This window comes from Micromonospora matsumotoense (assembly GCF_050951065.1).
Taxonomy (GTDB): Bacteria; Actinomycetota; Actinomycetes; order Mycobacteriales; family Micromonosporaceae; genus Micromonospora; species Micromonospora matsumotoensis.
Genome location: NZ_CP192025.1, coordinates 4,062,624 through 4,088,359, shown reverse-complemented (window position 1 = coordinate 4,088,359; position 25,736 = coordinate 4,062,624). Strand labels below are relative to the sequence as shown.

Sequence of the window (25,736 nt, the reverse complement as noted above, 5' to 3'; positions counted from 1 at the left end):
ACCAGCAGCATGCGGGCCGGGCGCGGGCGCTGTCTTCTCTCGTCATGCGCAGCGGCAGCCCGCCGTCGCTGCCGCTCGGGCCGGCGCTCGCGGTCGATTGTGCGGGCCGGTCGACCGGGGCGCATCCGTGCCCGTGCGCCGGGTTGCGCACCGTGGAAGAACCGCCGGCCGGGCCGTCCGGCGCATGCTGACCACGATGGGCCCGGCCGTCGACGTCCGGCCAACTCCGGCACGCCGGCGGGCCCGCCAGGGGGAGGGACCATGGTCGCCGCACGGGTCGCGTCATCGGTGGTACGCCGCCAGGTCAGGTATGTCGCGCCGGTGCCGGCCGGCGTGGCCCGGGGCCTGGTGGCCGAGGTCTACGCCCAGGCGCAGGACGAGCAGAAGCTGGTGGTGCCGCCGGTGCTGCTGCACTCCCCGGCGCCGCCGGTGCTCGCCGCGTACTGGATGTTGATGCGGGAGCCGCTGCTCGCGGGCCGGGCGGTGGACCGACGCACCAAGGAGGCGGTGGCCGCCGGGGTCTCCGTGGCCAACACCTGTCCGTACTGCGTGGACATGCACAGCATCAGCCTGTACGACCTGGCCACCGAGGACGACGCGGAGGCGGTCGCCGACGACCGGCTGGCCGACCTGGGCGACCCGGTGGTCCGGTCGGTGGCGAGCTGGGCCCGGCAGGCCCACACCGGCACGACGCCGGCCCCGTTCCCGGCCGCCCACGGCCCGGAGTTGGTCGGCGTGGTGGTGGCCTTCCACTACCTGGCCCGGGTGGTCAACGTCTTCCTGCCCGACCATCTGCTGCCGGCCGGGTTGTCCGGTGCCGCCCGTCGACGGTTCAAGCGGGCCGTCGGTCGGCTGCTGCGGCCCACCCTGCGGGCCGCGCCCCGGCCGGGGCGGTCGCTGGCGTTGCTGCCGGCGGCGGCGTTGCCGGTCGACGCCGGGTGGGCCGCCGCCGATCCGGTGATCGCCGAGGCGACGGCCCGCGCCTACCGGGCGTTCGACCGGGCCGGCGAGGAGGCGGTGCCGCCGTCGGTACGGACCCTGGTGCGCGGCCGGCTCGACCGTTGGGACGGGGAGCCACCCGGCCCCGGCCGGCGCTGGTGCGACGAGGCCGTCGGGGAGTTGCCGGCGGCGGACCGGGCGGCCGGTCGACTGGTGCTGCTGACCGCGTTCGCCTCCCATCTGGTGGACGACGGGGTGGTCGCGGGGTTCCGCCGGGCCGCCCCGACCGACCGGGAGCTGGTGCAGGCGGTGGCCTGGGGGGCGTACGCGGCGGCGCGGGAGGTCGGCCGACGCGGTGCCGCGCCGGCCCCCCGGTGACCCTGCCGATCAATTTCGGGGCCATCGGGTAATGCGCCGGTGTCGCACCTTTGAAGTAGACGATCTGTTTCGTCGCTGAAAACATAACTTCAGGAGGCATCCCTCCTGACGTGCGAGAAGATAGGGGGACGCCAGGTGTCGAATACATTCCGGAGATTGCGGCAACGCATTCTCACGCCCTCGTTGTCGGAGACCAAACTGGATGTTCGCGGTTTCCACCGCAAGAATCCGGCCGCCGTCGAACTGTTGGAAACCGTCGGCGAGTCATTTCTGACCGGGTATGCGGCGGCGGCCGAGGCCCGGCACCCCGCCGACGCCGAGCCGACGCTGGAGGCGGTGCGTCCGCAGTTCCGCGGCTTCGCCTACGAGGGGGCCGCGATGGGCTTCGCCGTGCTGGACGCCCTGCCGGGCGGCCGGTCGGACCGGGTGGCGACGTTCCTGGCCGGACGGGGGGCCGACCACATCTACATGGCCTACGTCGGGGTCGGCTGGGCGATGGCCCGGGTGCCCCGGTTCCGCTGGTCGAAGCTGTCCGCCCCGGACCCGCTGCTGCGCTGGCTGGTGCTCGACGGCTACGGCTTCCACCAGGCGTACTTCCACACCCGCCGGTACGTGCACGAGCAGTACCAGGAGCCGGACTTCCCGTGGCCGGCCGACGGCCCCCGCTGGTACGCCCAGCGCGCCATCGACCAGGGTATCGGCCGGGCGATGTGGTTCGTCGGCGGCACCGACACCACGGTGATCGCCGACCTGATCGACAGGTTCCCGGCCGAGCGCCGGGCCGACCTCTACGGCGGCGCCGGCCTGGCCGCCACGTACGCCGGTGGCGTCGACTCCGACGAGCTGCGTCTGTTCCTCGACCGGGCCGGCGTACACCGCGCCCAGGTCGCCCAGGGCAGCGCGTTCGCCGCGACCGCCCGGCTGACGGCCGGCCTGGAGACCCCGCACACGGGCCGGGCGACGGCGGTGCTGGCCGGCACCACCCCGGCGGAGGCGGACCGGATCTGCGACGCGCAGCGGCCGACCGACGGCGACAGCCCGCTGGAGCCCGCCTACGAGATCTGGCGTCGCGCCATCGCCGCCGAACTACGGGTACGCGGAAGGCACTGACCGGGACGTCCCGTCCCCGTCCCTGTTCCCGTCCCGCCGCCGCCGGGTGGTCCCGGCGAAGCCTCCCCACACCTGCTCACGCCTCGGCAGGCGCCACACCTGCCCACGCCTCGGCAGGCGCCTCGCCACGCCCGTGGCGACCCGAACGGTAAGGAGATCGTGCCCGCATGACCAGGATCGCCATCGTTGGCATGGCGTGCCGATACCCGGACGCCACCTCGCCCCGAGAACTGTGGGAGAACGCCCTCGCCGGTCGCCGGGCCTTCCGCGCGCTGCCCGACGTCCGCATGCGGTTGGCGGACTACTGGGACGCCGAGCCGAGCACCCCGGACCGGTTCTACGCCCGCACCGCCGCCGTCATCGAGGGGTACGAGTTCGACCGGCTCGCCTACAAGATCGCCGGCAGCACGTACCGCTCCACCGACCTGACCCACTGGCTCGCCCTGGACATGGCCACCAAGGCGTTGGGCGACGCCGGCTTCCCGCTGGGGGAGGGGCTGCCCCGCGACCGCACCGGTGTGATCGTGGGCAACACCCTCACCGGTGAGTTCGCCCGCGCCAACGTCATGCGGCTGCGCTGGCCGTTCGTCCGCCGTACGGTCGCCACCGCGCTGCAACAGCAGGGCTGGGACGACGACCGGTTGGCGACCTTCCTCGACGGGCTGGAGGAGCAGTACAAGGCACCCTTCCCGGCGATCGACGAGGACACCCTCGCCGGTGGCCTGTCCAACACCATCGCCGGCCGGATCTGCAACTACTTCGACCTCAACGGCGGCGGGTACACCGTCGACGGCGCCTGTTCCTCGTCGTTGCTGTCGGTCGCCACCGCCTGCCGGGCCCTGCTCGACGATGACCTCGACGTCGCGGTGGCCGGTGGGGTGGACCTGTCGATCGACCCGTTCGAGATCGTCGGTTTCGCCAAGACCGGCGCGTTGGCCCGCGACGAGATGCGGGTCTACGACCGGCACTCCAACGGCTTCTGGCCGGGGGAGGGGTGCGGGATGGTGGTGCTGATGCGCGAGGCGGACGCGCTCGCCGCCGGCCACCGCAGCTACGCCACCATCGCCGGCTGGGGCATCTCCTCCGACGGCAAGGGCGGCATCACCCGTCCCGAGGTCAACGGCTACCAGCTCGCCCTGCGCCGGGCGTACGAGCGGGCCGGGTTCGGCATCGAGTCGGTGCCGTTGTTCGAGGGGCACGGCACCGGCACGGCGGTCGGGGACGCCACCGAGTTGACCGCCCTGTCGGAGGCCCGGCGACAGGCCGATCCGACCGCCCCGCCCGCCGTGATCACCTCGATCAAGGGCATGATCGGGCACACCAAGGCGGCGGCCGGCGTGGCCGGCCTGATCAAGGCGGCGCTGGCCGTGCACCACCAGGTGCTGCCGCCCGCGCTCGGCTGCGTCGACCCGCACGAACTGCTCACCCGCGACGACGCGACACTGCGGGTGCTGCGGACGGCCGAACCGTGGCCGGACGGTCAGCCGGTGCGCGCCGGCATCACCGCGATGGGGTTCGGCGGCATCAACACCCATGTCGTGCTGGAGCGGGCCGGGACGGCCCGCCGGGTCGCCTTCGACACCCGGACCGCCCGACTCGCCACCTCCGTGCAGGACGCGGAGCTGTTCCTGGTCGACGGGTCCTCGCGGGACGAGCTGCGCGACCGGTTGCGGGAACTGCGCGACTACGTGCCGACCCTGGCCCAGGGGCAGCTCGCCGACGTGGCGGCCACCCTGCACGACCAGTTGGCCGACCGGCCGTACCGGGCGGCGGTGGTGGTCTCCTCGCCCACCGACGCGCAGCAGCGGCTGCGGCGGCTCTGCGAGCTGCTCGACTCCGGCGAGACCCGGCTGGTCGACGGCGACGGCCGCAGCTTCCTCGGCCACGTCGGCGGCGCCGGCCGGCTCGGCTACCTCTTCCCCGGCCAGGGCGCCGGCCGCGGGACCAGCGGCGGGGCGCTGCGCCGCCGGCTGACCGAGGTGGACCAGGTGTTCCGCCGGGCCGACCTGCCGGTCACCGGGGACATGGTGGCCACCGCGCTGGCCCAGCCGCGCATCGTCACCGGGTCGCGGGCCGGCCTGGCCGCCCTGGACCTGCTGGGGCTGGACGCGACCGTCGCGGTCGGGCACAGCCTCGGTGAGCTGTCCGCCCTGCACTGGGCCGGCGCGATGGACGACGAGACCCTGCTGCGGGTGACCCGCGCCCGCGGCCGGACGATGACCGAGCACAGCTCCTCCGGGGTGATGGCGAGCGTCAACGCCGGACCGGAGCGGGTGTCCGCGCTGGTGGCCGGCGTACCCGTGGTGATCGCCGGTTACAACGGGCCGGAGCAGACCGTGGTGGCCGGCACCGAGGAGGCGGTCCAGGCCGCCCTCGGCCTGGCCGCCGAGGCCGGGATCGGCGCGTCCCTGCTGCGGGTCTCGCACGCCTTCCACTCGCCGCTGGTGGCGCCGGCGGCGGACGCGTTCGCCGGGCACCTGACCCGGGAGTCCTTCGGCCCGGTCCGTCGGCGGGTGGTCTCCACCGTGACCGGTGAGACCCTGCCGGCCGAGACCGACCTGCGGGCGCTGCTGCGCCGCCAGATCACCGACCCGGTGCTGTTCGCGCAGGCGGTGGCGCTGGCCGCCAAGGACATCGACCTCTTCGTGGAGGTCGGCCCGGGTCGCATCCTCAGCGGCCTGGCCGGGGGGATCACCGACGTGCCGGCGGTGGCCCTGGACACCGACGACGAGTCGCTGCGCGGGCTGCTCCGGGTGGCCGCCGCGGCGTTCGTGGTGGGTGCCGCCCACGACTATCCGGCGCTCTTCGACGACCGGCTCCGCCGGCCGCTGGTCATCGGGGCCGAGCAGCACTTCTTTGCCAGCCCCTGTGAGCAGGCGCCGCTGGTGGACCTGCCGGTGGCGGCCCGCGCGGACCGGCCCGCCCCGGCGGACGCCGACGGGCCGGTCGACGGCGAGTCCACGGTGCAGATGCTGCGCCGGCTGGCCGCCGAGCGCGCCGAGCTGCCGTTGGCCATGGTGCACGGCGAGAGTCGGCTCCTCGACGACCTGCACCTCAGCTCGATCACCGTCGGGCAGATCATCAACGAGGCGTCCCGGTTGGTGAACGTGCCGCCGGCCCAGGCCCCGACCAACTTCGCCACCGCCACCGTCGAGGAGTTGGCAGTGGCGCTGGACGAACTCTCCGCCACCGGCCAGTCCGGTGACCACGACCGGTCGCCGGCCGTCACCGGCGCGGCGACCTGGACCCGGGCCTTCACCGTCGACCGGGAGCCGGCCGCAGCGCCGGTGCCGGTGGGCGGCGGCGCACCCGGCCGGTGGCAGGTCTTCGCCACCGAGGGGCACCCGTTGGCCGCGCCGCTGCGGCACGCCCTGGAGCGGGCCGGCGTCGACTCCGGTGTGCTGGTGTGCCTGCCGCCGGAGTGCGCCGAGGAAGACCTCGAACTGGCCCTGGCCGGGGCGAAGCAGGCCCTGGCCGGGCCGGCCGGCACCCGGTTCGTGCTGGTGCAGGGGGGCCGGGGCGCGACCGGGCTGGCCAAGACGTTGCGCCTGGAGGCGCCGCAGCTGCGGGTGACGGTGGTGGACACCCCGGCGGTGCCCGGGGCCGTCGACCGGGTGGTCGCCGAGGTCGGTGCCACCACCGGCTACCAGGAGAGCCACTACGACGACGCCGGTACGCGACGGCTGCCCGTGTTGCGGGCGTTGCCGGTGCGGGCGTCCCGGACCCGGCCCGCCCTCGACGACACCGACGTGCTGCTGGTCACCGGTGGCGGCAAGGGCATCACCGCCGAGTGCGCCCTGGCGGTGGCGGAGCAGACCGGGGCCCGACTCGGGCTGGTCGGCCGCTCCGACCCGGCCGAGGACACCGAGCTGGCGGAGAACCTGCGGCGGATGGCCGCCCGGGGGGTGACCCTGCACTACACCCGGGCCGACGTCACCGACGCCGGGCAGGTCGCCGACGCGGTGGCGGAGGTGCGGGCGGCGCTGGGGCCGGTGACCGCGGTGCTGCACGGCGCGGGGCGCAACGAGCCGGCCGCGTTGACCGCGCTGGACGCGGCGGCGGTCCGGCGGACCTTCGCCCCCAAGCTGGACGGTCTGCGGGCGGTGCTCGCCGCGGTCGACCCCGGGCAACTGCGCCTGCTGGTCACCTTCGGCAGCATCATCGGCCGGGCCGGCCTGCGTGGCGAGGCGCACTACGCCATCGCGAACGACTGGCTGGCCGGGCTGACCGAGGAGACCGGCCGGCGGTTCCCCCGCTGCCGGGCGCTCTGTCTGGAGTGGTCGGTCTGGTCCGGGGTGGGGATGGGTGAACGGCTGTCGGTGGTGGAGTCGCTCAGCCGGGAAGGGGTCGTCCCGATCAGCCCCGACCAGGGCGTCGAGGTGCTGCTGCGGCTGCTCGCCGACCCGGACGTGCCGCCCGTGGTGGTGGTCAGCGGCCGGGCCGAGGGGATGGACACCCTGCGGTACGACCGCCCGCCGCTGCCGCTGCTGCGGTTCGTGGACAAACCGCTGGCGTACTACCCGGGTGTCGAACTGGTCAGCGAGGTCGAGCTGACCGCCGGCACCGACCGCTACCTCGCCGACCACCTGCTCGACGGCAACCTGCTCTTTCCGGCGGTCTTCGGGATGGAGGCGATGACGCAGGTGGCGGTCGCCGTCACCGGCCGGTCCACCGTGCCGGTCGTCGAGCAGGTGGAGTTCCCCCGACCGATCGTGGTGCCGCCCGACGGCAGCACGGTCATCCGGGTGGCGGCCACCGTCACCGACGACGCCGTCGTCCAGGTGGCGATCCGCAGCGCGGAGACCGGGTATGCCACCGACCACTTCCGGGCCCGGCTGCGGTTCACCGACACCGCCGTCCCCGACGGCCCGCCCGGACGCACCGACCCGGGTCTGCCGCCGGTGCCGCTGGCACCCGAGCGGGACCTCTACGGCGAGTGGCTGTTCCAGGGCGGCCGGTTCCAGCGGCTGCGCCGGTTCCACCGGGCCGCCGCCCGGGACGTGGACGCCGAGGTGGCGGTGGGCGGCGGTGACGCCTGGTTCGCCGGCTTCCTCCCCGGTGACCTGCTGCTCGGTGACCCCGGCACCCGGGACGCCTTCATGCACGGCAACCAGGTCTGCGTACCGGACGCCACCCTGCTGCCGGTCGGCGTGGAGCGGATCTGGCCGGCCGGAGCGCGGATGTCCGGCACCGGCACGGTGCGCTGCTGCGCCACCGAACGCAGCCGGGACGGCGACACCTACGTGTACGACATCGCGGTGCGCGACGAGTCCGGGGTGGTCGTCGAACGCTGGGAGGGCCTGCGGTTGCAGGCGGTCCGGCACCGGGGCGGCCGGGGACCGTGGTTGCCGGTGCTGCTCGGCTCGCACCTGGAACGGGGACTGGGCGACGTGCTCGACGCCCGGATCGCGGTCGCGGTGGAACCCGACGGCGCGGGGGACGTCCCCCGCCGGGACCGCACCGCGGTCGCCGTCGGCCGGGCCCTCGGTGCCCGGCACGAGGTGCGCTACCGCCCGGACGGCCGACCGGAGGTCGACGGCGACCGCCGGGTCTCGGCGGCGCACGGTGCCGGGATCACCCTCGCGGTCGCGGCGACCGGGACGGTCGGCTGCGACGTCGAGCCGGTGGCCGAGCGCTCCCCGGCGGACTGGGCGGGCCTGCTGGGCGTCCACGCCGGTCTCGCCGCGCTGATCGCCGGGGACCGCGACGAGAGCACGCACACCGCGTCGACCCGGGTGTGGGGCGCGGTCGAGTGCCTGCGCAAGGTCGGCCTGCCGGCGGACTCTCCGCTGACCCTGACGCCCGGCGGCCCCGACGGCTGGGTGGTCCTGGCCTCGGGTCCGCTGCGTGTCGCCACGTTCGCCACGAGCCTGGTGGACATCCCGGAACCGGTGGTGTTCGCCGTGCTCACCGACGGGTGGAGTTGAGCATGGACAAGTACTTCGAGTATCCGCACACGGTCGGTTTCGAGGAGACCAACATCGTCGGCAACGTCTACTACGTGAACTACCTGCGCTGGCAGGGACGGTGCCGGGAGATGTTCCTCAAGCAGCACGCCCCGGACGTGCTGGCCGACCTCCAGGACGACCTGAAGCTGTTCACCCTGAAGGTCGACTGCGAGTTCTTCGCCGAGATCACCGCCTTCGACGAGCTGTCGATCCGGATGCGCCTGGTCGACCTGGTGCAGACCCAGTTGGAGTTCAGCTTCGACTACGTACGCCTCGACCCGGGCGGCGGCGAGACCCTGGTCGCCCGGGGGCGGCAGCGGGTGGCCTGCATGCGCGGGCCCAACAACCGGACCGCGCCGACCCGGGTGCCGGAGGCGCTGACCCGGGCGCTGGCGCCCTACACGGCCACCGTCCGGGCCCAGTGACGGCGAGGAGACCACGATGGACATCTCTGCGGGCGTCGACGACGCGGTGGTCGACCCGGCCGCGCTGCGGCGGGCCTTCGCCGCCTTCGCCACCGGCGTCACGGTGGTCACCGTCGGGGGACGTACCCCGCACGGGATGACCGCGAACGCCTTCACGTCGGTGTCGCTGGACCCGCCGCTGCTGCTGGTCTGCGTGGACCGGGAGGCGGTCATGCACCGCCACCTGGTGGCCGCCGGCAGCTTCGCGGTGTCGGTGCTCGCCGCCGACCAGGAGCACGTGGCGCGGCACTTCGCCGACCGCCGCCGGCCGCTCGGCGCCGCCCAGTTCGACGTCGTCGACTGGCGGCCCGGCCGGCTCACCGGAGCGCCGCTGATCACCGGCGCGCTGGCCTCCTTCGAGTGCGCGCTGTGGCGCGACTACGAGGGCGGCGACCACACCATCTTCGTCGGCCGGTTGTTGTCGGCCGAGAAACTCCACGAGGAGGACGCGGTGCTTTTCCTGCACGGGCGGTTCCGGCAGATCACCCCCATGCCGAGCGGGGTGGTCCGATGACCCCGGTCGCGCCCCGGGTCGTCCCCCGGGGCCCGACCGGGGTGGCGATGCTCGGCACGCTGTGGAAGCTGGGCCGCGACCGGCTCGGCCTGATGCGCTCCGCCGCCGAGACCTACGGCGACGCGGTACGGCTGGGCCCGGGGCGGGGGCTGCACTTCTTCAACCACCCCGACCACGCCAAGCACGTGCTGGCGGACAACAGCCAGAACTACCACAAGGGGATCGGGCTGATGCACGCCCGGCGGGCCCTCGGCGACGGGCTACTGACCAGCGAGGGTGAGCTGTGGCGGGAACAGCGTCGGGTGATCCAGCCGGTGTTCCAGGCCCGCCGCATCGCCCAGCAGGCCGGGATCGTCGCCGAGGAGGCCGGCCGCCTGGTCGACCGCCTCGAGACGCACGCCGGTGGTGAGCCGGTCGACATGATGCGGGAGATGACCGGGCTCACCCTCGGGGTGCTGGGCCGTACCCTGCTCGACGCCGACCTGAGTGGCTTCCGGTCGCTCGGGTCGGCCTTCGAGGCGATGCAGGACCAGGCGATGTTCGAGATGGCGTCGATGAACCTGGTGCCGATGTGGGTGCCGCTGCCGCAGCAGATGCGGTTCCGGCGGGCCCGCCGCGAGCTGGAGGAGATCGTCGACGAGCTGGCCGCGCGGCGGCGTTCCCGGCCCGGCCACGAGGACCACGACGACGCGCTGTCCCGGCTGCTCGAGTCGACCCGTCGGGAAGCTGACCCCGCGGTCGGCCGGCGGCGGCTGCAGGACGAACTGACCACCCTGCTGCTGGCCGGACACGAGACCACCGCCAGCACCCTCGGCTGGACCTTCCACCTGCTCGACCGGCACCCGCAGGTGTGGGAGCGGGTGCGGGCCGAGGCGGTGGCGGTGCTCGGCGACCGGCCGCCGACCTACGAGGACCTGCCCCGGTTGACCTACATCGGGATGGTGCTCAGCGAGGCGATGCGCCTCTACCCGCCGGTGTGGATGCTGTCCCGGCGGGCGCAGGAGGCCGACGAGGTGGGCGGCTACCGGGTGCCGGCCGGCACCGACGTGCTGATCTGCCCGTACACCCTGCACCGGCACCGGGCCTACTGGGACGACCCGGACCGGTTCGACCCGGAGCGGTTCTCGCCGTCGGCGTCGGCCGACCGGCCCCGCTACGCGTACGTGCCGTTCGGCGCCGGGCCGCGGTTCTGCGTCGGCAACCACCTCGGTCTGATGGAGGCGGTCTTCGTGGTGGCCATGGTGAGCCGCCGACTGCGGCTGCACACCCCCGACGGGCACCGGGTGGTGCCGGAACCCATGCTGTCGCTGCGGATCCGGGGCGGGCTGCCGATGACGGTGCGGGCCCTGACGTGACCGGCGGACCACGGCCAGGAAGTGTGGTTCAGCAACATCGAATAACCGGCACGCAGGCCACACTGGTTACTATTGCGCTGAGCAACTCTCAGGTTGCTCATCGTGCTGGGGGAGGTGCGATGAGTCCCGGATGCGCGGCGACCACCCCGGCCGGTACGGCCCGAGGTGCCCGCCCTGTCCCAGGAGCCGCCGTCGCACCGACGGGCGGCTCCACCGCCGTCATCGCGAGCGCGCCGACGGCCTTCACCCGCCGTGCTGCCCGGCGCCCGCTGTCCGCGGCGGCGTCACCGCCGATACGTTCGGACCGGCCGCTGCCGGGCGGCGGAGCCCCGCCGTGGGCGGCGTCCGGCGGTGGCCACCGGGACCCTGGGGGGACGGATGCGCATCTCAGATCTGGCCAGGATCAGTGGTGTTCCACTTCCGACGATCAAGTTCTACATCCGGGAGCGACTGCTCCCACCGGGCCGACCCACCGCGCGTAACCAGGCGGAGTACGGCGAGGAGCACCTCGCCCGGCTCCAGCTGATCCGGGTGCTGGCCGGCATCGGGCGACTGAGCCTGTCCTCGGTCCGCCGGGTGCTGGCCGCCCTCGACGACAAGGGGCTCACCCTGGGCGCCCAGTGCCGGGCCACCATCTGGGCGCTCTTCCCGGATCAGCCCGAGGAGGACGCCCCGGACGTCGGGCCGGCCCGCGTCCAGGTCGACGACTTCATCGACCGGCTCGGCTGGGCGGTCGACGCCGCCTCACCGGGCCGGGACACCCTCGCCCACGTGCTGACCGCGTTGCAGCGGCTCGACGCCGACTGCGACATCGACGTGTTCAGCGAGCACGCCGAGAGCGCGGCACGGATCGTGACGCACGAGTTCCGGCACGAGTCGGCGCACTCCGCCACCGCCATGGCGGTCTGGAACGTGCTGTCCGAGGTGGCCTTCGAGGCGATGCGCCGGATGGCGCAGGAGAGCCACCTGGCCGGCTGCTGCGCCGCCTCCGCCGAACGGCCGGCGGGAGCCTGAGCCGATCGGCCACAGTAGATTGTTGGCACGTTCGAAGACGACACCGGGCCCCGCGGGTCGCAGCCTGAAGAGGCGGCGTGCTGCCGTCCCCCGGCCCGCTGCGGTGCCGGTGTCCGTCGACCAGGGGGAGACCACCCGACATGTCGAACCAAGCCGTACCCCGCCACTCCCGATCGGGCCCGCTCGGCCTGCTCAACGGTCCCTACCACCGGACGGCGTTGAACCTGTACATGGTCGTGGTGCTGGCCCACTGGGCCGAGCACCTCGTCCAGGCGTTCCAGATCTGGGTGCTGGGCTGGCCGGTGCCGCAGTCCCGGGGCGTCCTCGGGCTGGCCGTGCCCTGGCTGGTCACCTCGGAGTGGCTGCACTACGGGTACGCCATCGTGATGCTCATCGGGCTGGCCCTGCTGCGGCCCGGCTTCGTCGGCCGTGCGCGTACCTGGTGGACGGTGGCGCTGGCCATCCAGTTCTGGCACCACATCGAGCACCTGTTGCTGCTGCTCCAAGCGCAGACGGGGCACTTCCTGTTCGACCGTCCCGTGCCGACGAGCGTGCTGCAACTGGTCTTCGCCCGGGTGGAACTGCACCTGTTCTACAACACGATCGTCTTCCTGCCGATGGTGGTGGCGATGTACCTGCACCTGCGACCCACCCCCGCCGAGCAGGCGATGATGGCCTGCACCTGCGCCCCCCGTTCGGTCAGGGCGCTCACGCCGGCATGACCGCCGCCGGACAGGACGGCCGCCACCGTGGCTTCGGGCCGCGTACGGCGGCCGTCGCCGTGGTGCTGGTGACCGTGGTGACCGCGCTGTGGCTGCGTTCGCCGAGCCCGCCCGGGCCGGCCGCGACGGTTGCCGCCGCCGTCGTGCCCGCGGACGGCAGCCGGCTGGACACCGGGCCGACCGAGGTACGACTGCGGCTGGCGGGGACGCCGGACACCGACGAGGCGCACGTGTCGTTGACGCCGGCGGACGGCCCGCAGGTGCCCACCGGCGCCTCCCGACGCGACGGCACCGACCTGGTGGTGTCGGTGCCCGCCCTGCCGCAGGGCAGCTACACGGTCGCCTACCACGTGTGGCTCACCGACGGGCGGCAGAGCACCGGGCGCAGCGTGTTCGCCGTGGGCGCCGCACCACTGCTGCCGCCGGCAGCTGTCGTGCCCGAGACCGGGCACCAGCATGTCGGCACCGATCCCCTGGACGGTCTGCTGCTGGTGCTGGATCTGGCGTTGCTGATCGCGCTGTCCGTGATCCTGCTGCGCCGGCCCCGGGTGGCCACCGATCCGGAGGATCTGCCGGGCCGCTGATCTGCCGGGCCGCTGATCTGCCGGCCCGCTGATCTGCCGGCCCGCTGATCTGCCGGGCCGGCGTCCGGGTCCGGCGTCCGGGTCCGGCGTCCGGGTCCGGCGCGACCGCCTGGTGGTCCCGGCGGTCGCGCCGCGCCCCGTACAGGCTCCTCGACCCCCGGCGGCCCGGGGCCCGGGTGGCCGGCCCGTGGTCACCTCGACCGCCCGTGGTCCGGCCCGCCGCGCCCGTGGTCCGGCCCGCCGCGACCGGGGGCCGGCCCGCCGACCGATCTGCCGGGCCGGGTCCGGGTCGACCGTGAGCCGTCCGGCCCGGACGCGGCCCGACGCGGTCCGGTTCGTCCGGCCGACACGGCGATGCGGCGCATCCCACCTTCCGTGGGATGCGCCGCTGGCTCCGGTCGGTTCGCGGTCCGACCCGCCGTCAGGCCGCTTCGACCCGGTAGCCGACCTGGTCCAGTGCCATCCGGCGGATGTCGAGCAGCGCGAGCAGCACCGGCGGGTCGATGGACCGGGCCGGCTTGAGGCTCATGTCGATCGGGGGGACGGCCTGGTCGCGCCGGACGATGATCGGCCCGTGCGAGCCGACGAAGATGTCCTCGGGGTCCAGGTCGTGGGCGTCCGTCGGGGAGCCGTCGGTGCGCACCGACTGGACGAGCAGGTACCAGTGCCCCTCGGGGACCGTCTCCAGCTCGAACGCGCCAGCGCCGTTGAGCACCGCACAGCGGACCGGACGACCCTCGGGCAGCGGGTCGGGGAAGAGTCCGACGAAGACGAAACCGAGGTCTTCCTGGTCCGGCCCGGTGACGGTCCCCTGCACCGTCGAGGTGCGTCCGGCCGAGCTGCCCCTGGTCTCGTCCACCGGAATGCGTGAGCTGAAGCCGCGGTAGCGCCGGTAGGCGGTGGGGGACATGCCGACGCTGCGGGTGAACCGCGAACTGAAGGTGCCGACGCTGTTGTAGCCGACCCGGAGACTGATGTCGGCGACGTTCAGAGTGGTGGAGACGAGCAGGTGCTTCGCCTCCTGGAGACGGATGGCGGAGAGGAAGCGTCCGGGCGAGACGCCGGTGACCCGGCGGAAGATCCTTGAGAAGTGGAACTTGCTGAACATCGCGGCGCGGGCCATGTCGTCGATGGTCAGCGGCTCGGCGATGTTGTCCCGCATCGTGACGATGGCCCGCTCCACCGCCCGTTCAATGACGTCTTCCACGGTCTCCCCCAGGTGTTCGATTCGTCGGTCGGTGGCATCCCCGGGCACAGCTGTGGCGACTGCGTGCGTACGGTGTCTATGCCGGCTGATTGACGGAGCCTTAAGCCTCGATCAATGCATAAACGCGGATGCGGCCGTCGAAATTGCCTTTGGCCGTTGGGGCCGTGTTGATGCTAGCGCGACCAAAGATAGGCGGCAATGAGCGCCGATGCCGGCGGGATGGATAGCTGTGCTATCGATTCCGGCCGTATTTGCCAGCGAAGATCCTCGCTATCCGTCCGACCGTCCCCGATGTCGTCCGCGCAGCGTACGGCCATTGTTGCGGAAGGCGGACCTGATGGCTCGGGGGGTGGTGCGAGTGGATTCGTCCGATCTGGTGGGTGGGTCGAGGATGCCTCCTGTCGGTGGGCATGAAGCCGGCAATAGCCCTACCCTGGGAGATATCCCTGCGCCCTTCTCGCGATCTGGCTGATGTTGAGGAGAGCAAAGTCAGAGAACTTTGACGCATCGCGACCGGCGGCGGACTCGCTGTGATGGCGCGTTCGGTCCTCGATCGTCCGGCCCGCTCCGGCGGGAGAGCACGCTCTGAGAAGACTCCATTGGCCTTCTGGCTGACGATGTTCGTGGCCCCTGAAAGGGCGAGAGTCATCTGATGGACGGCTAATCGGTTGGTTATTCACCCCGCCGCGGAGGGTGGTAATCATCAGTATCTCCGCCCCGGTCGATGGCACTTCCAAGCGATCCGTCAACGGGCGAACGACGCGCCCACGAAAACGTAGGGGGACTGTTGCCGTCTCAATCTGCCGGCTTCCTTCGCCGCGCAACTCCCGCAGCATTTGTGCTCGTTCTGCTGAGCATTCTCTTCGTCGTGGCACAGCGCCCGGAGGCGTCCGCGGCCGAGCGGTCGGAGCTGGCCGCACGGTTCCAGTTCGCCGAACGGCCCATCGCGTTGCCACCCCTACCCGCCGCCCGTGCGGTCCGCGAGGTCAATCCGGAGTACGAGCACATCAAGTCCTGGGTCTCCTCGGTCGGGGCGGCGATCGCCCTCAACGACCTGGACGGCAACGGGGTGGCCGACGACCTCTGCCTGGTCGACACCCGCAGTGACAGCGCCGTGGTGACCCCGGCACCCGACAGCGGGGCCCGCTACCAGCCCTTCGTCCTCGATCCCCGCCCACTGCCCACCGACACCACCATGGCCCCGATGGGCTGCGTGCCCGGCGACTACAACCTCGACGGCCGCACCGACCTGCTGGTCTACTACTGGGGTCGGACGCCGGTGCTGTTCCTGCACCGGGCCAGCGCCACCGACCTGCGGCTGGGCAGCTACGCCCCGACCGAGCTGATTCCCACCCAGCCCGGTCCGGGCAACCGCTACCAGGGCGCGCTGTGGAACACCAACGCGGTGGCGGTCGCCGACTTCGACGGCGACGGTCGTCCGGACATCGGCGTGTTCAACTACTTCCCCGAGACCCAGGTGCTCGACCCGGACGGGCAGCCGAACGTCCAGATGAACGCGTCCATGTCGCACGCCCGCAACTCCGGCGGGGCGCACGTGCTGCGGTGGGACGCGGCCACCGGCGGCGACCAGCCCTCGATCCGGTACGTCGAGCAGAAGGCGGTGCCCGGTCCGGTCTCCACCGGCTGGACCCTCGGTGCGGCCTCCGCCGACATCGACGGTGACCTGCTGCCCGAGCTGTACCTGGCCAACGACTTCGGCCACGACCACCTGCTGCACAACGTCTCGACCCCGGGCCGGATCAGGTTCGCCCAGACGCAGGGCCGCCGGGGCGCGTTCACCCCGAAGTCCATGGTGCTCGGTCAGGACTCCTTCAAGGGCATGTCGATCGACTTCGGCGACCTCGACAGCCGGGGCAGGTTCGACATGTTCGTCAGCAACATCACCAGCTCCTGGGGTCTGGAGGAGAGCAACTTCGTCTGGATGAACAACGCCGGCAGCCCTCAGGACGCGCGCGCCAAGCTGACCCGTGGGGTGGCGCCGTACGACAACAAGGCGTCCTCGTTGAACATGGCCTGGACCGGCTGGGGCTGGGACGCCAAGATGGCCGACTTCGACAACAACGGCTCGCTGGAGGTGGTCCAGGCCGACGGGTTCATCAAGGGCACCACCAGCCGGTGGGCCTGGCTCCAGGAGCTGGCGATGTCCAACGACCTGATGCTGCGCAACCCGGCGATGTGGCCGAAGGCGGAGCCGGGCGACGACATCGCCGGCAACGACAAGCTGGCGTTCTGGGTGCGGCAGGGCAAGACGTTCGTCAACCTCAACGCCGAGTTGGGCCTCGACGTGCCCATCCCGACCCGGGGCGTCGCGGTGGCCGACACCAACGCCGACGGCGTGCAGGACTTCGCCGTCGCCCGCCAGTGGGGGCCGCCGGCCTTCTACCGCAACACCGCCGCGTCCCCCGGCGGCTTCCTCGGGCTGCGCCTGCACCGGCCGACGGTGGGCGGCGCGGCCGACGCCCGGACGCCGGCCTACGGCGCCCAGGTCAAGATCCGTACCGCCGACGGGCTGACCCAGGTCGCCCAGCTCGACGGCGGCGGCGGTCACTCGGGCAAGCGCAGCTTCGACGTCTTCTTCGGGCTCGGCTCCGCCGGGGACCGTCCGGTGTCGGCCGAGGTGTGCTGGCGTGACCTGACCGGCGCGACCCACCGACAGACCCTCTCGCTCACCGCCGGTTGGCACGACCTGATGCTGACCACCGACGCCCAGGAGATCACCCGATGACTGACGTCAGACAGGAAGACGCGACCGACGCCGCGGTGCGGACGGCCCCGGGTGGGGCCCGGCCCGTCGACGCGGCGACCCCGCCCACGGCGCGACCGGCGGTCCCCCGGGTGGACGCGAAGGACCCGCGTTACCTGGCGCTGCGCAACTTCGCGATGTCGATGTCGATCTTCAACATCATCGGCTACACCCTGCTCGGCTTCGAGCAGCCGTGGACCTGGCCGCTGTTCGCCCTGCTGGTCGGCTACACCGCCGAGATCGGGATCGAGATGGTGGCGGCGTGGGCCGGCAAGCGGCGGCCCGCCTTCGCCGGCAACGGGGCCTGGGGGATGTACACCTTCCTGCTGCCCACCCACATCACCGCGCTGGCGGCGAACATGCTGCTCTACGCCAACGACCGGTTCTGGCCGGTGGCGTTCGCCGTCGTCGTCGCGATCGGGGCCAAGACCGCCCTGCGGGCGCCGGTCAACGGCCGGATGCGGCACTTCATGAACCCCTCGAACTTCGGGATCACGGTGACGCTGTTGGCCTTCTCCTGGGTCAACATCGCGCCGCCCTACCAGTTCACCGAGAACGTGCCGGACGCGATCAGCATCATGGTCCCGCTGGTCATCATCACCGCCGGCACGGTGCTCAACGCCATGCTCACCCGCAAGGTGCTGCTGATCGTCGGCTGGCTCGGCGGCTTCGTCATCCAGGCGGTGGTCCGGGCGCTGGTGCTGGACGTGGCGATCTGGGCCGCGTTGGTGCCGATGACCGGGGTGGCCTTCGTCCTGTTCACCAACTACATGATCACCGACCCGGGCACGACGCCGTCCCGGGGCCGCAACCAGTTCATGTTCGGGTCCGCCGTGGCGACGGTCTACGGGGTGCTGGTCGCGTTCAACGTGGTCTACACCCTCTTCTTCGCCGTCACCATCGTCTGCGCCGTCCGCGGCCTGATGTGGTGGGGCATCTGGTGGCGCGACCGTGGTCGCGAGCGCGCTCGGGGGTCGGTGCCGGTCAGTCCGGCGACACCGGCGCTGGCTCGCTGATCCGGTCCGCGACCACGTGGGGCCGTCCCGCCGGGACGGCCCCACGTCCGTGCCCGGGACGGCCCCGACGCGGCCGTGCGGCGACCGTGCGGTCGCTGACCGGCGGCGCGGACGGGCGGACGGCGGACGTGCGGTGCGACCGTGCGGCGCGACCGTGCGGCGCGACCGTGCGGCGCGACCGTGCGGCGCGACCGTGCGGCGCGACCGTGCGGCGCGACCGTGCGGCGCGGACGGGCGGCGCGGACGGGCGGTGCGACGACCGCGTCCGGTCGGTGACCGGCGGCGCGGGACCCGGCTGTCGCCCGTCCCGGCCGTCGGGGGGCGATGACGGTCAACCGCGGTCAGCCGGTGCGCAGCAGTGGCGGCAGGCCGGCCGCGTGCACCACGGGCGGATCGAAGGTGCGCATGGGGCGCAGGGTGAGGTCGGCCCGGATCGACCGGGACGGGCAGCCGACCGTCACCGGCCCGTGGTGGCCGACCAGCAGCGGCCGTGCTCCGGTGGCCGACCGGCGGCGGTGCACCGCATGGGCCAGGACGAACCAGGTGCCCGGCGGCACCGGGCCCAGCAGGTACGGGCCGGGGCCGGGTAGGACCGTGGAGCTGACCGGCTTGCCCTGCTGGATCCGCTCCGGGAACAGTCCCACGAAGATCCAGTCGGGTGCCTCGCCGGGGAGCGCCCGGATCTGCCCCCGGACGGTCGGGCCGGTGGCTTCGGCCGGGTCGGGCCGGCTCGGACAGGGCGGCCGGTACGGCAACTCCCGCCCCAGGGTGCGACCGAGCCGGCGGAAGGTCGAGGGGGAGAGGCCGACGCTGCTGCTGAACCGGGCGCTGAACGTGCCGACGCTGGTGTAACCGACCTGGTGACTGATGTCGGTGACGGTCCAGGAGGTGGCCAGCAGCAGGTGCTTGGCCCGCTGGAATCGGATTGCCGACAGAAAGCGCCCCGGTGACACTCCGGTTACCCGATGGAACACCCGGCAGAAGTGGTACTTGCTCAGCAGGGCGGTTCGCGCCATTTCGTCCACGCTGAATTGCTTCCCCAGATTCTGGTGCATTTCGGCGATGACCCGCCGGACCGCTCTGCTGCTGTGGTCTTCCATCGTGCCCCCGGCGAGCGTAATGGTGGGTGCTGGTCTGTACGACGTGGATCGTCTGGTTGGGCTGCGACGATGCAGCGTCGTTCCGGTTCCGCGACGTCCCCCGGGGCGGAATCGGCAAATGGCGGTTGGCACCGACAAAAGGGGTTTGTCGGTTTTGTCGAATCAGCTGACCTCAATGCTAGGGCACCCTCAAAGCATGGTCAACGGCGCGGAATCCGAATGGCGCTAACAGGTGTCTTTTCCGGATGCGTACCCCCTGTCTATCCGGTGATGATTGCCGCCATGGCCCGATGCGTCCGGCTCAACGATTGATGTCGGAAAAGCACCGCCCGGCGGATCGCCCGTCGCCGGGCGGCGATTCGACCGTTGACCTGGGCAACGAGGAAGGTGCGTCCGGCCCGGTGCCGGCGTCACGATGGGAGGCGTCCGGAATGGGGAACGCGATGACCGACAACTCCGACGACGACGAGGCCCGCCCCCGCCTCGGCCGACCCCGTACCGCCCGGCCGGCCGAGGCGGACCGCACGCCCTCCGCCCTGGACGCCTGGGCCCGGGCGAACCGGCGCGGACAGTGCGACTGGTCCGACCCGGAGACCGAACCGCACCTGATCCGCGGTCTCGACTGAACCGGCCCCACCGCGCCCCGCCCGGCGGCGCCGACGTCTGGAGGAGGAAGGACCGTGAAGGGAATCGTCCTGGCCGGAGGGTCGGGCACCCGGCTCTACCCGATGACCGTGCCGGTGTCCAAGCAACTCCTGCCCGTCGGCGACAAGCCCATGATCTACTACCCGCTGTCGGTGCTCATGCTGGCCGGCGTCCGGGACATCCTGGTCATCGCCAAGCCGGCCGACCTGCCGCAGTTCCGACTGCTGCTCGGCGACGGCGCGCACCTGGGGCTGGACATCTCCTACGCCGCGCAGCCCGAGCCGCGCGGCATCGCCGAGGCGTTCCTGATCGGCGCCGACCACATCGGCGGGGAGCCCAGCGCGCTGATCCTCGGCGACAACATCTTCCACGGCACCGCGTTCTCCCGGCTGCTGCGGCAGGAGACCGGGGCGGTGACCGGCTGCACCCTGTTCGGCTACCCGGTCCACGACCCCGAGCGGTACGGCGTCGGCGTCACCGGCCCGGACGGCACCCTGCGCGACATCGAGGAGAAGCCCTCCCAGCCGCACTCCAACCGGGCGATCACCGGCCTCTACCTCTATGACCACGAGGTCGTCGACATCGTCAAGAACATCCGGCCGTCCCGGCGCGGCGAGCTGGAGATCACCGACGTCAACCGGGTGTACGTCGCCCGGGGGCGGGCCCGCCTGGTCGACCTCGGGCGCGGGTTCGCCTGGCTGGACGCCGGCACCCCGGAGGCGCTGCTCCAGGCCAGCCTCTACGTACGGACCATGGAGGAGCGGCAGGGCGTCCGGATCGCCTGCCTGGAGGAGACGGCGCTGCGGATGGGCTACATCGACGCGGCGGCCTGCCACCGGCTGGGTGCCGCCATGGCCGGCTCCGACTACGGCCGGTACGTGATGGACATCGCCGAGGAGTTCGGGGCCTGACCGACCGGCGTGCGCCAGCCGCCGGCGGTGGACCGGACGCCGCCGGCCAGCGGCAGCCGCACGACGAACCGGCAGCCCTCGGCGACGTTGTGCACGTCCACCCGACCGCCGTGCGCCTCGACCAGCCCGCGCACGATGGCCAGCCCCAGCCCGCCGGAGCCCGCGATCGGGTCGGTGCCCGCGTGCGGGGTACGGGCCGGCTCGCCCCGGAACGCCACGTCGAACAGCCGGGGCAGGTCGGCCTCGGGGATGCCGCCGCAGGTGTCGGCGACGGCCAGCCAGGCGACGTCACCGTCGCGCCCGGCGTCGACCCAGACGGTGCCGTCGGCCGGCGTGTAGCGCACCGCGTTGAGCAGCAGGTTGCCCACCACCCGGCTCAGCTCGGGCTCGCTGGCGGTCACCGTGGGCCAGCCCGACTCGGCCGACAGCAGCCGGATGCGGCGGGCGGCGGCCAGTGGCGCGGTGCCGGCCAGGGCATCGGAGACCACGTCACCCAGCGGCACCGCCGACAGCGACAGCCGCAGCGCCCCGGCGTTGATCCGGGACAGCTCGAACAGATCGTCGACCAGCCGCGTCATCCGGTCGGTCTCGACCCGGATCCGGCGGTGGTACTCGTCCACCGTCACCGGGTCGGCGACCACCCGGTCCTCCAGCGCCTCCGCCATCGCCCGCAACCCGGCCAGCGGGGTCCGCAGGTCGTGCGAGACCCAGGCGACCAGGTCCCGACGACCCTTCTCGACCTGCCGTTCCCGGGCCCGCGCCTGGTCGGCCCAGACCGCCGCGGTGGCGAGCCGGCGGGCGAAGAGCCAACCGACCGCGAGGCTGACCAGGGCCGCCGCCGAAACGGTGATCAGCACCACCTCCAGGTCGTGCGGAGAGAGGAACATCGCCTCGGCGATCACCGCCACCCCGGCCACCACCGCGCTCACCGTCATGGCCAGCAGCACCGTGACGTGCACGGTGATGGACCGCCCGCGCAGCAGCCGCAGCACCCCCGCGCCGAGCAGCCCCACCCCGCCCGCCGCGGCCAGCGCCGCCCCGAAGATCAGTGCCAGGTCAGTCATCGGCCGGCTCGTACCGGTAGCCGACGCCCCAGACCGTGACGATGCGGCGCGGGTTGGCCGGATCGTCCTCGATCTTCTCGCGCAGTCGTCGGACGTGCACGGTCACCGTGGACTGGTCGCCGAACCGCCAACCCCAGACCCGTTCCAGCAGCTCGGCCCGTGACAGCGCCCGGGCGGGGTGCCCCATCAGGTGGGCGAGCAGGTCGAACTCGCGCAGGGTGAGGGCCAGGTCGCGGCCGTGCAACCGGGCCACCCGGGGGCCGGTCAGCACGGTCAGCCCCCCGTCGGTGAGCACCTGCGCCGTCGCCGCGACCGGCTCACCGCCGGCCCGGCGCAGCACCGAGCGGACCCGCAGCACCAGCTCCCGGGGGGAGAACGGCTTGCTCAGATAATCGTCCGCGCCCAGTTGCAGGCCGAGGATCCGGTCCGCCTCGTCGCCCCGGGCGGTCAGCATCACGATGGGTACGCCGTCCGGTCGCTGCCGCAGCCGTCGGCACACCTCCAGCCCGTCCAGCACCGGCAGCATCACGTCCAGAACCACCAGTTGGGGTGGCGCGGCGGCCACGGCGGCGAGCGCGGCGGCCCCGTCCCCCACATGGTCCACCTGATAGCCGGCGTGCTCCAGATATCGGCACACCACGTCGCTGACCGTCCGGTCGTCGTCGACCACCAGCACCCGTTGCGCCACCGGCACCTCCCTCTCGTGTCGGCCAGCGTAACGGCGCGACGGGCCGGCGTACCTTGCCAGGTGCTTACGGTGTGCGCTGCTCAGGCCGCCCGGCGGTCCCGGGCCTGCGCGCCGTACGGCGGCGTCGCCATCCGGCGGGGCTCGTCGAGCTCGTCGAGCCGCAACCGCCACCCGGACCGGCCGGTCCGCCGTCCCTGCGGTGGGCCGGTCGGGCGGGGGCCCAGCCGGAACAACAGCACCGTGATCAGGTAGCCGCCGACCAGGAACCCGTGGCTGACCAGCCGGGGCACCGCCACCTGCGCGGTGACCAGGTCGTTGACCGACAGCAGGACCAGGGTCGCGACGAAGGCGCTCAGCATCGGCAACAACCCGGCCGGCGGGGTACGGCGCAGCGCGACGAAGAGGAAACCGGCACCCACCGCCACGTTCCACGCCGCCGACTCGTGCCACAGGTGCTGCCCGGTCGGGTGCAGGTGCTCAGCGTTGACGCCCTGTCCCACCTGGGCCAGGCCGAGAGCGAGCTGGACCGCCCCGAGCAGGCCCAGGGCCAACCGCAGCCCGTTGGTCAGCCCACCCCGCCACCGGTCGACCCGCCGTCGGGGCGGCGGGGGCACGGCGGCGAGGATCGACTCGGTCAGGTCGGGCACCGCCGACACCACCCGGGTCCGGGCCCGTCGGGTCACCATGGCGGCGACCTCGTGCCAGGCGCGGCAGTCCGCGCATCCGTCGAGGTGCGCCTGGACCGCGCCCCGCTCCTCGGCGGTCTCCTCCCCGTCGAGCTGGGCCGACAGGATCTCCCGCCATGACTCGCACCGCATCCGGGGATGGTCGCTCATCCCGCCACTCCTCGTCCGTACCGTCGGCCGCTACCACGCAGCGTAGTGAACCGGACGGTCCCTCGTTCGCATGGTACGGACCGGACCCGTCGGCCGGTTCACCCGTCGGGGCAACGCTCCGAGAGGGCGTAGCGGACCAGCACCACGTCGCCGATCTGGCGTACCTCGGCGACCCTGGCCCGGCGGCCCGGGTGCCACGGGAACGTGCCGTCGCCGACGAACCGGGGGGCCCGGCGGTCGCCGACGAAGAACGGGGCGACCACCAGGTGCAGTTCGTCGGCGAGCCCGGCGGTGAGGAACTGGGCGTGCACCGCCGCGCCGCCCTCCACCATCAGCCGCTGCACCCCCCGGCCGGCCAGGTCCGCCAGGGCGCGGGCCGGGTCCAACGGGTCACCCGCGTCGACCACGGTGGCCGACCCGGCGAGCAGCTCGGCGGTCTTGTCCACCACCGGCCCGGCGCAGTAGACGATCTTCTCGGCGTCACCGACGGTGAAGAACCGGGCCGCCGGGTCCAGCAGCCCCCGGGCGGTCAACGTCACCTTCACCGGTGACGGCGGCAACCCGGCGGACTGTCGGGCGGCCCGCAGCCGCGCCGAGCGGACCACCAGCCGGGGGTCGTCCGCCCGGATCGTGCCCGCGCCGACCAGGATGGCGTCACAGCTGGCCCGCACGGCGTCGATCCGGTCCATGTCCTCCGCGTTGGACAGCAGCAGCCGCTGTTCGGTGGCGTCGTCGATGTAACCGTCGATCGAGGTGGCGCAGCTGAGCAGCACGTACGGCCGCCCGGTCGCCACCGGGACGGCGGCGGCCGCCGCACCGGCCGGTACGACGCCCATCAGTTCAACGACGGCAGGTCGACGGACCGGGCCGCGGCCCGGCTCGCCTTCGCCGCCAGGTAGTCGGCGTTGGCAGGGGACAGGAACACCCCGGTCGGCACCACCTCGGCCACCGCCACGCCCAGCCGGGTCAACTGCTCGGCCTTCTCCGGGTTGCTGCTCAGCAGCACCAGCTCCGGCACGCCGAGCACCGCCAGCATCTGCGCGGCGACCCGGTAGTCCCGCTCGTCCTCGTCGTGCCCGAGCGCCACGTTCGCCTCGTAGGTGTCCAACCCGGCGTCCTGCAGGGCGTACGCGTCCAGTTTCGGGTAGAGGCCGATGCCGCGTCCCTCCTGGCGCAGGTAGAGCAGGAAACCGCCGGCCTCGGTGATCCGCTGGACCGCCTCGCGCAGCTGCGGGCCACAGTCGCAGCGCTGGCTGCCGAAGACGTCCCCGGTCAGGCACTCGCTGTGCGGGCGGACCAGCGGCGCCGCCCCGCCCGCCGCGTGCCGGCGCAGCGCGCCCGACCAGTCGCCCAACCCGAACGCCAGGTGCTCCCGGCCGTCCACCAGCCCGTCGAACGAGAAGACCCGGGCCGTGGTGGCGTACCCGTCGGAGAACCGCAGCGGGACCGTGACCTGTGTCCGGACCGTCGCCGCCGGCAGTGCGTCGTACATGTGTCTCCTCTGTCAGGCGCTGCCGGCCAGCCCGGCAGCGGGTACCGGTGAGGAACCACCCTGAGTTCCCACCGTAAGGTCACCCGCGCGTTCCCGCAGCGCGGACGGGCGGCCCCGCAGCAGCAGCACGGCGGCGCCCGGCAGGGCGGCCACCAGCACCAGCGCCCCGTACACCAGGGCGGTGGCCACCCCCTCGGCGGCGCCCAGGCCGGCGGCCCCGAACGCCCAGGCCGCGACGCCCTCGCGGGGGCCGAACCCCGCCATGTTGGCGGGCAGCCCCATCGCCAACAATGCCAGCAGGGTCAGCGGCACCAGCACCGACAGCGGCACGGTGATCCCGGCCACCCGGGCCGCCAGCACGAACGTCGCCAGGTGACAGCCGACCACCACGGTCGAGGCGACCAGCACGCCCGGCCCGGTGCGCCGGCCCAGCAGTCCGACCCGCACGTCGGCGGTGGCGGCGCGCACCGCCCGGGCCCGCCGCGACGGCCCCGACCGGGGCAGCGCCCGGACCAACACCACCAGCACCAGGCCGACCGCCACCGCCACCGCCGTCACCATCGGCAGGTACGGCCGCACCGGCGACGGCAGGGCCAGCAGCAGCACCGCCGCGAGCACCACCTGGACCACCTGCCCGGCGGTCCGCTCCCAGACCACCGCCCGTACGGCCCGACCCAGGTCACCGGCCTCCCGGCCGTGCCGTACCGCCCGGTGCACGTCGCCGAGCACCCCGCCGGGCAGCGTCGCGTTGAGGAAGACCGCCCGGTAGCAGTCGGCCACCGCCGTGCCCAGCGGCAGCCGGATGCCGAGCGCCTCGGCGACCAGCCGCCACCGCCACGCGCAGCCGACCGTGGCCAGCGCGCCCAGCGCCAGCGCGGTCAGCACCGCCGGGGCGTCGATCCGGCGCAGCCCGGCCAGGGCCGGGCCGGTGCCCAACCACCACAGCAGCACGCCGACCAGACCCACCCCGCCCAGGTTGCTCAGC

The 25,736-nt window shown here is 73.2% G+C and carries 21 protein-coding genes; 13 read left to right on the top strand and 8 right to left on the bottom strand.

Annotated features, from left to right (window positions below; all coding sequences use genetic code 11):
* Positions 1–261: 261 nt before the first annotated feature.
* The 9 genes from ACQP1S_RS18050 (at position 262) to ACQP1S_RS18010 (ending at position 13,028) form a co-directional block, all read left to right on the top strand.
* The gene (locus ACQP1S_RS18050) at positions 262–1,317 is read left to right on the top strand and encodes a carboxymuconolactone decarboxylase family protein (protein WP_432896718.1); all 1,056 of its coding nucleotides are present in this window, start codon (positions 262–264) and stop codon (positions 1,315–1,317) included.
* Between the two features lie 135 nt (positions 1,318–1,452).
* Complete coding sequence (locus ACQP1S_RS18045) at positions 1,453–2,427, top strand: DUF1702 family protein (protein WP_432896715.1); 975 nt, start codon at positions 1,453–1,455, stop codon at positions 2,425–2,427.
* Between the two features lie 167 nt (positions 2,428–2,594).
* Positions 2,595–8,354 carry an SDR family NAD(P)-dependent oxidoreductase gene (locus tag ACQP1S_RS18040; RefSeq protein ID WP_432896712.1) on the top strand — a complete coding sequence of 1,920 codons (5,760 nt, stop codon included), beginning with the start codon at positions 2,595–2,597 and terminating at the stop codon, positions 8,352–8,354.
* A gap of 2 nt (positions 8,355–8,356) precedes the next feature.
* Entirely contained in the window at positions 8,357–8,800 is a 444-nt protein-coding gene (locus ACQP1S_RS18035; protein ID WP_091242950.1) for an acyl-CoA thioesterase, read from the top strand.
* 16 nt (positions 8,801–8,816) lie between these two features.
* Positions 8,817–9,353, top strand: coding sequence for a flavin reductase family protein (locus ACQP1S_RS18030; protein WP_091242946.1), 537 nt, complete (start codon positions 8,817–8,819; stop codon positions 9,351–9,353).
* A complete protein-coding gene (locus ACQP1S_RS18025; protein WP_432896707.1) occupies positions 9,350–10,708 on the top strand; it encodes a cytochrome P450 in 1,359 nt (452 codons plus the stop codon). The genes ACQP1S_RS18030 and ACQP1S_RS18025 overlap by 4 nt, the downstream gene beginning before the upstream one ends.
* Before the next feature lie 378 nt (positions 10,709–11,086).
* Positions 11,087–11,722, top strand: a complete 636-nt coding sequence (locus ACQP1S_RS18020; RefSeq protein ID WP_432896704.1) for a MerR family transcriptional regulator — start codon at positions 11,087–11,089, stop codon at positions 11,720–11,722.
* A 140-nt stretch (positions 11,723–11,862) separates the two neighbouring features.
* Positions 11,863–12,444, top strand: coding sequence for a hypothetical protein (locus ACQP1S_RS18015; RefSeq protein WP_091242936.1), 582 nt, complete (start codon positions 11,863–11,865; stop codon positions 12,442–12,444).
* Positions 12,441–13,028 carry a copper resistance CopC family protein gene (locus tag ACQP1S_RS18010; protein ID WP_432896700.1) on the top strand — a complete coding sequence of 196 codons (588 nt, stop codon included), beginning with the start codon at positions 12,441–12,443 and terminating at the stop codon, positions 13,026–13,028. The genes ACQP1S_RS18015 and ACQP1S_RS18010 overlap by 4 nt, the downstream gene beginning before the upstream one ends.
* Positions 13,029–13,449: 421 nt before the next feature.
* On the opposite strand, the gene ACQP1S_RS18005 is transcribed toward ACQP1S_RS18010, so the two are convergent.
* Positions 13,450–14,235, bottom strand: a complete 786-nt coding sequence (locus ACQP1S_RS18005; RefSeq protein WP_432896697.1) for a helix-turn-helix domain-containing protein — start codon at positions 14,233–14,235, stop codon at positions 13,450–13,452.
* An 838-nt stretch (positions 14,236–15,073) separates the two neighbouring features.
* Between ACQP1S_RS18005 and ACQP1S_RS18000 the strand changes: the two genes are divergently transcribed.
* The gene (locus tag ACQP1S_RS18000) at positions 15,074–16,981 is read left to right on the top strand and encodes a CRTAC1 family protein (RefSeq protein ID WP_432896694.1); all 1,908 of its coding nucleotides are present in this window, start codon (positions 15,074–15,076) and stop codon (positions 16,979–16,981) included.
* Positions 16,978–18,015 carry an enediyne biosynthesis protein gene (locus ACQP1S_RS17995; RefSeq protein ID WP_432896691.1) on the top strand — a complete coding sequence of 346 codons (1,038 nt, stop codon included), beginning with the start codon at positions 16,978–16,980 and terminating at the stop codon, positions 18,013–18,015. Before ACQP1S_RS18000 ends, ACQP1S_RS17995 begins: the two co-directional genes overlap by 4 nt.
* A 341-nt stretch (positions 18,016–18,356) precedes the next feature.
* Here the strand turns inward: ACQP1S_RS17995 and ACQP1S_RS17990 are convergent, their stop codons facing one another.
* Positions 18,357–19,031: a helix-turn-helix transcriptional regulator gene (locus tag ACQP1S_RS17990; protein WP_245722410.1), complete on the bottom strand. Its 675-nt coding sequence runs from the start codon at positions 19,029–19,031 to the stop codon at positions 18,357–18,359.
* Positions 19,032–19,558: 527 nt separating this feature from the next.
* On the opposite strand from ACQP1S_RS17990, the gene ACQP1S_RS17985 reads away from it, so the two are divergent.
* Both ACQP1S_RS17985 and rfbA read left to right on the top strand, forming a co-directional pair.
* Positions 19,559–19,741, top strand: coding sequence for a hypothetical protein (locus ACQP1S_RS17985; RefSeq protein WP_432896688.1), 183 nt, complete (start codon positions 19,559–19,561; stop codon positions 19,739–19,741).
* 54 nt (positions 19,742–19,795) lie between these two features.
* Complete coding sequence (gene rfbA, locus ACQP1S_RS17980) at positions 19,796–20,671, top strand: glucose-1-phosphate thymidylyltransferase RfbA (protein WP_091242917.1); 876 nt, start codon at positions 19,796–19,798, stop codon at positions 20,669–20,671.
* On the opposite strand, the gene ACQP1S_RS17975 is transcribed toward rfbA, so the two are convergent.
* From ACQP1S_RS17975 to ACQP1S_RS17950, 6 genes are all read right to left on the bottom strand, one after another.
* Positions 20,626–21,735, bottom strand: a complete 1,110-nt coding sequence (locus ACQP1S_RS17975; protein WP_432896684.1) for a sensor histidine kinase — start codon at positions 21,733–21,735, stop codon at positions 20,626–20,628. The genes rfbA and ACQP1S_RS17975 overlap by 46 nt on opposite strands.
* Positions 21,728–22,423 (bottom strand): response regulator transcription factor, encoded by a 696-nt coding sequence (locus ACQP1S_RS17970; RefSeq protein ID WP_363668096.1) that lies wholly within the window; start codon positions 22,421–22,423, stop codon positions 21,728–21,730. The genes ACQP1S_RS17975 and ACQP1S_RS17970 overlap by 8 nt, the downstream gene beginning before the upstream one ends.
* Before the next feature lie 80 nt (positions 22,424–22,503).
* Positions 22,504–23,241: a zf-HC2 domain-containing protein gene (locus ACQP1S_RS17965; protein WP_091243877.1), complete on the bottom strand. Its 738-nt coding sequence runs from the start codon at positions 23,239–23,241 to the stop codon at positions 22,504–22,506.
* Positions 23,242–23,357: 116 nt separating this feature from the next.
* Positions 23,358–24,095: a RibD family protein gene (locus ACQP1S_RS17960; RefSeq protein WP_432896681.1), complete on the bottom strand. Its 738-nt coding sequence runs from the start codon at positions 24,093–24,095 to the stop codon at positions 23,358–23,360.
* Complete coding sequence (locus tag ACQP1S_RS17955) at positions 24,095–24,751, bottom strand: GTP cyclohydrolase II (protein WP_432896678.1); 657 nt, start codon at positions 24,749–24,751, stop codon at positions 24,095–24,097. The genes ACQP1S_RS17960 and ACQP1S_RS17955 overlap by 1 nt, the downstream gene beginning before the upstream one ends.
* Before the next feature lie 12 nt (positions 24,752–24,763).
* Positions 24,764–25,735 (bottom strand): lysylphosphatidylglycerol synthase domain-containing protein, encoded by a 972-nt coding sequence (locus ACQP1S_RS17950; RefSeq protein WP_432908125.1) that lies wholly within the window; start codon positions 25,733–25,735, stop codon positions 24,764–24,766.
* Position 25,736 lies beyond the last annotated feature (1 nt).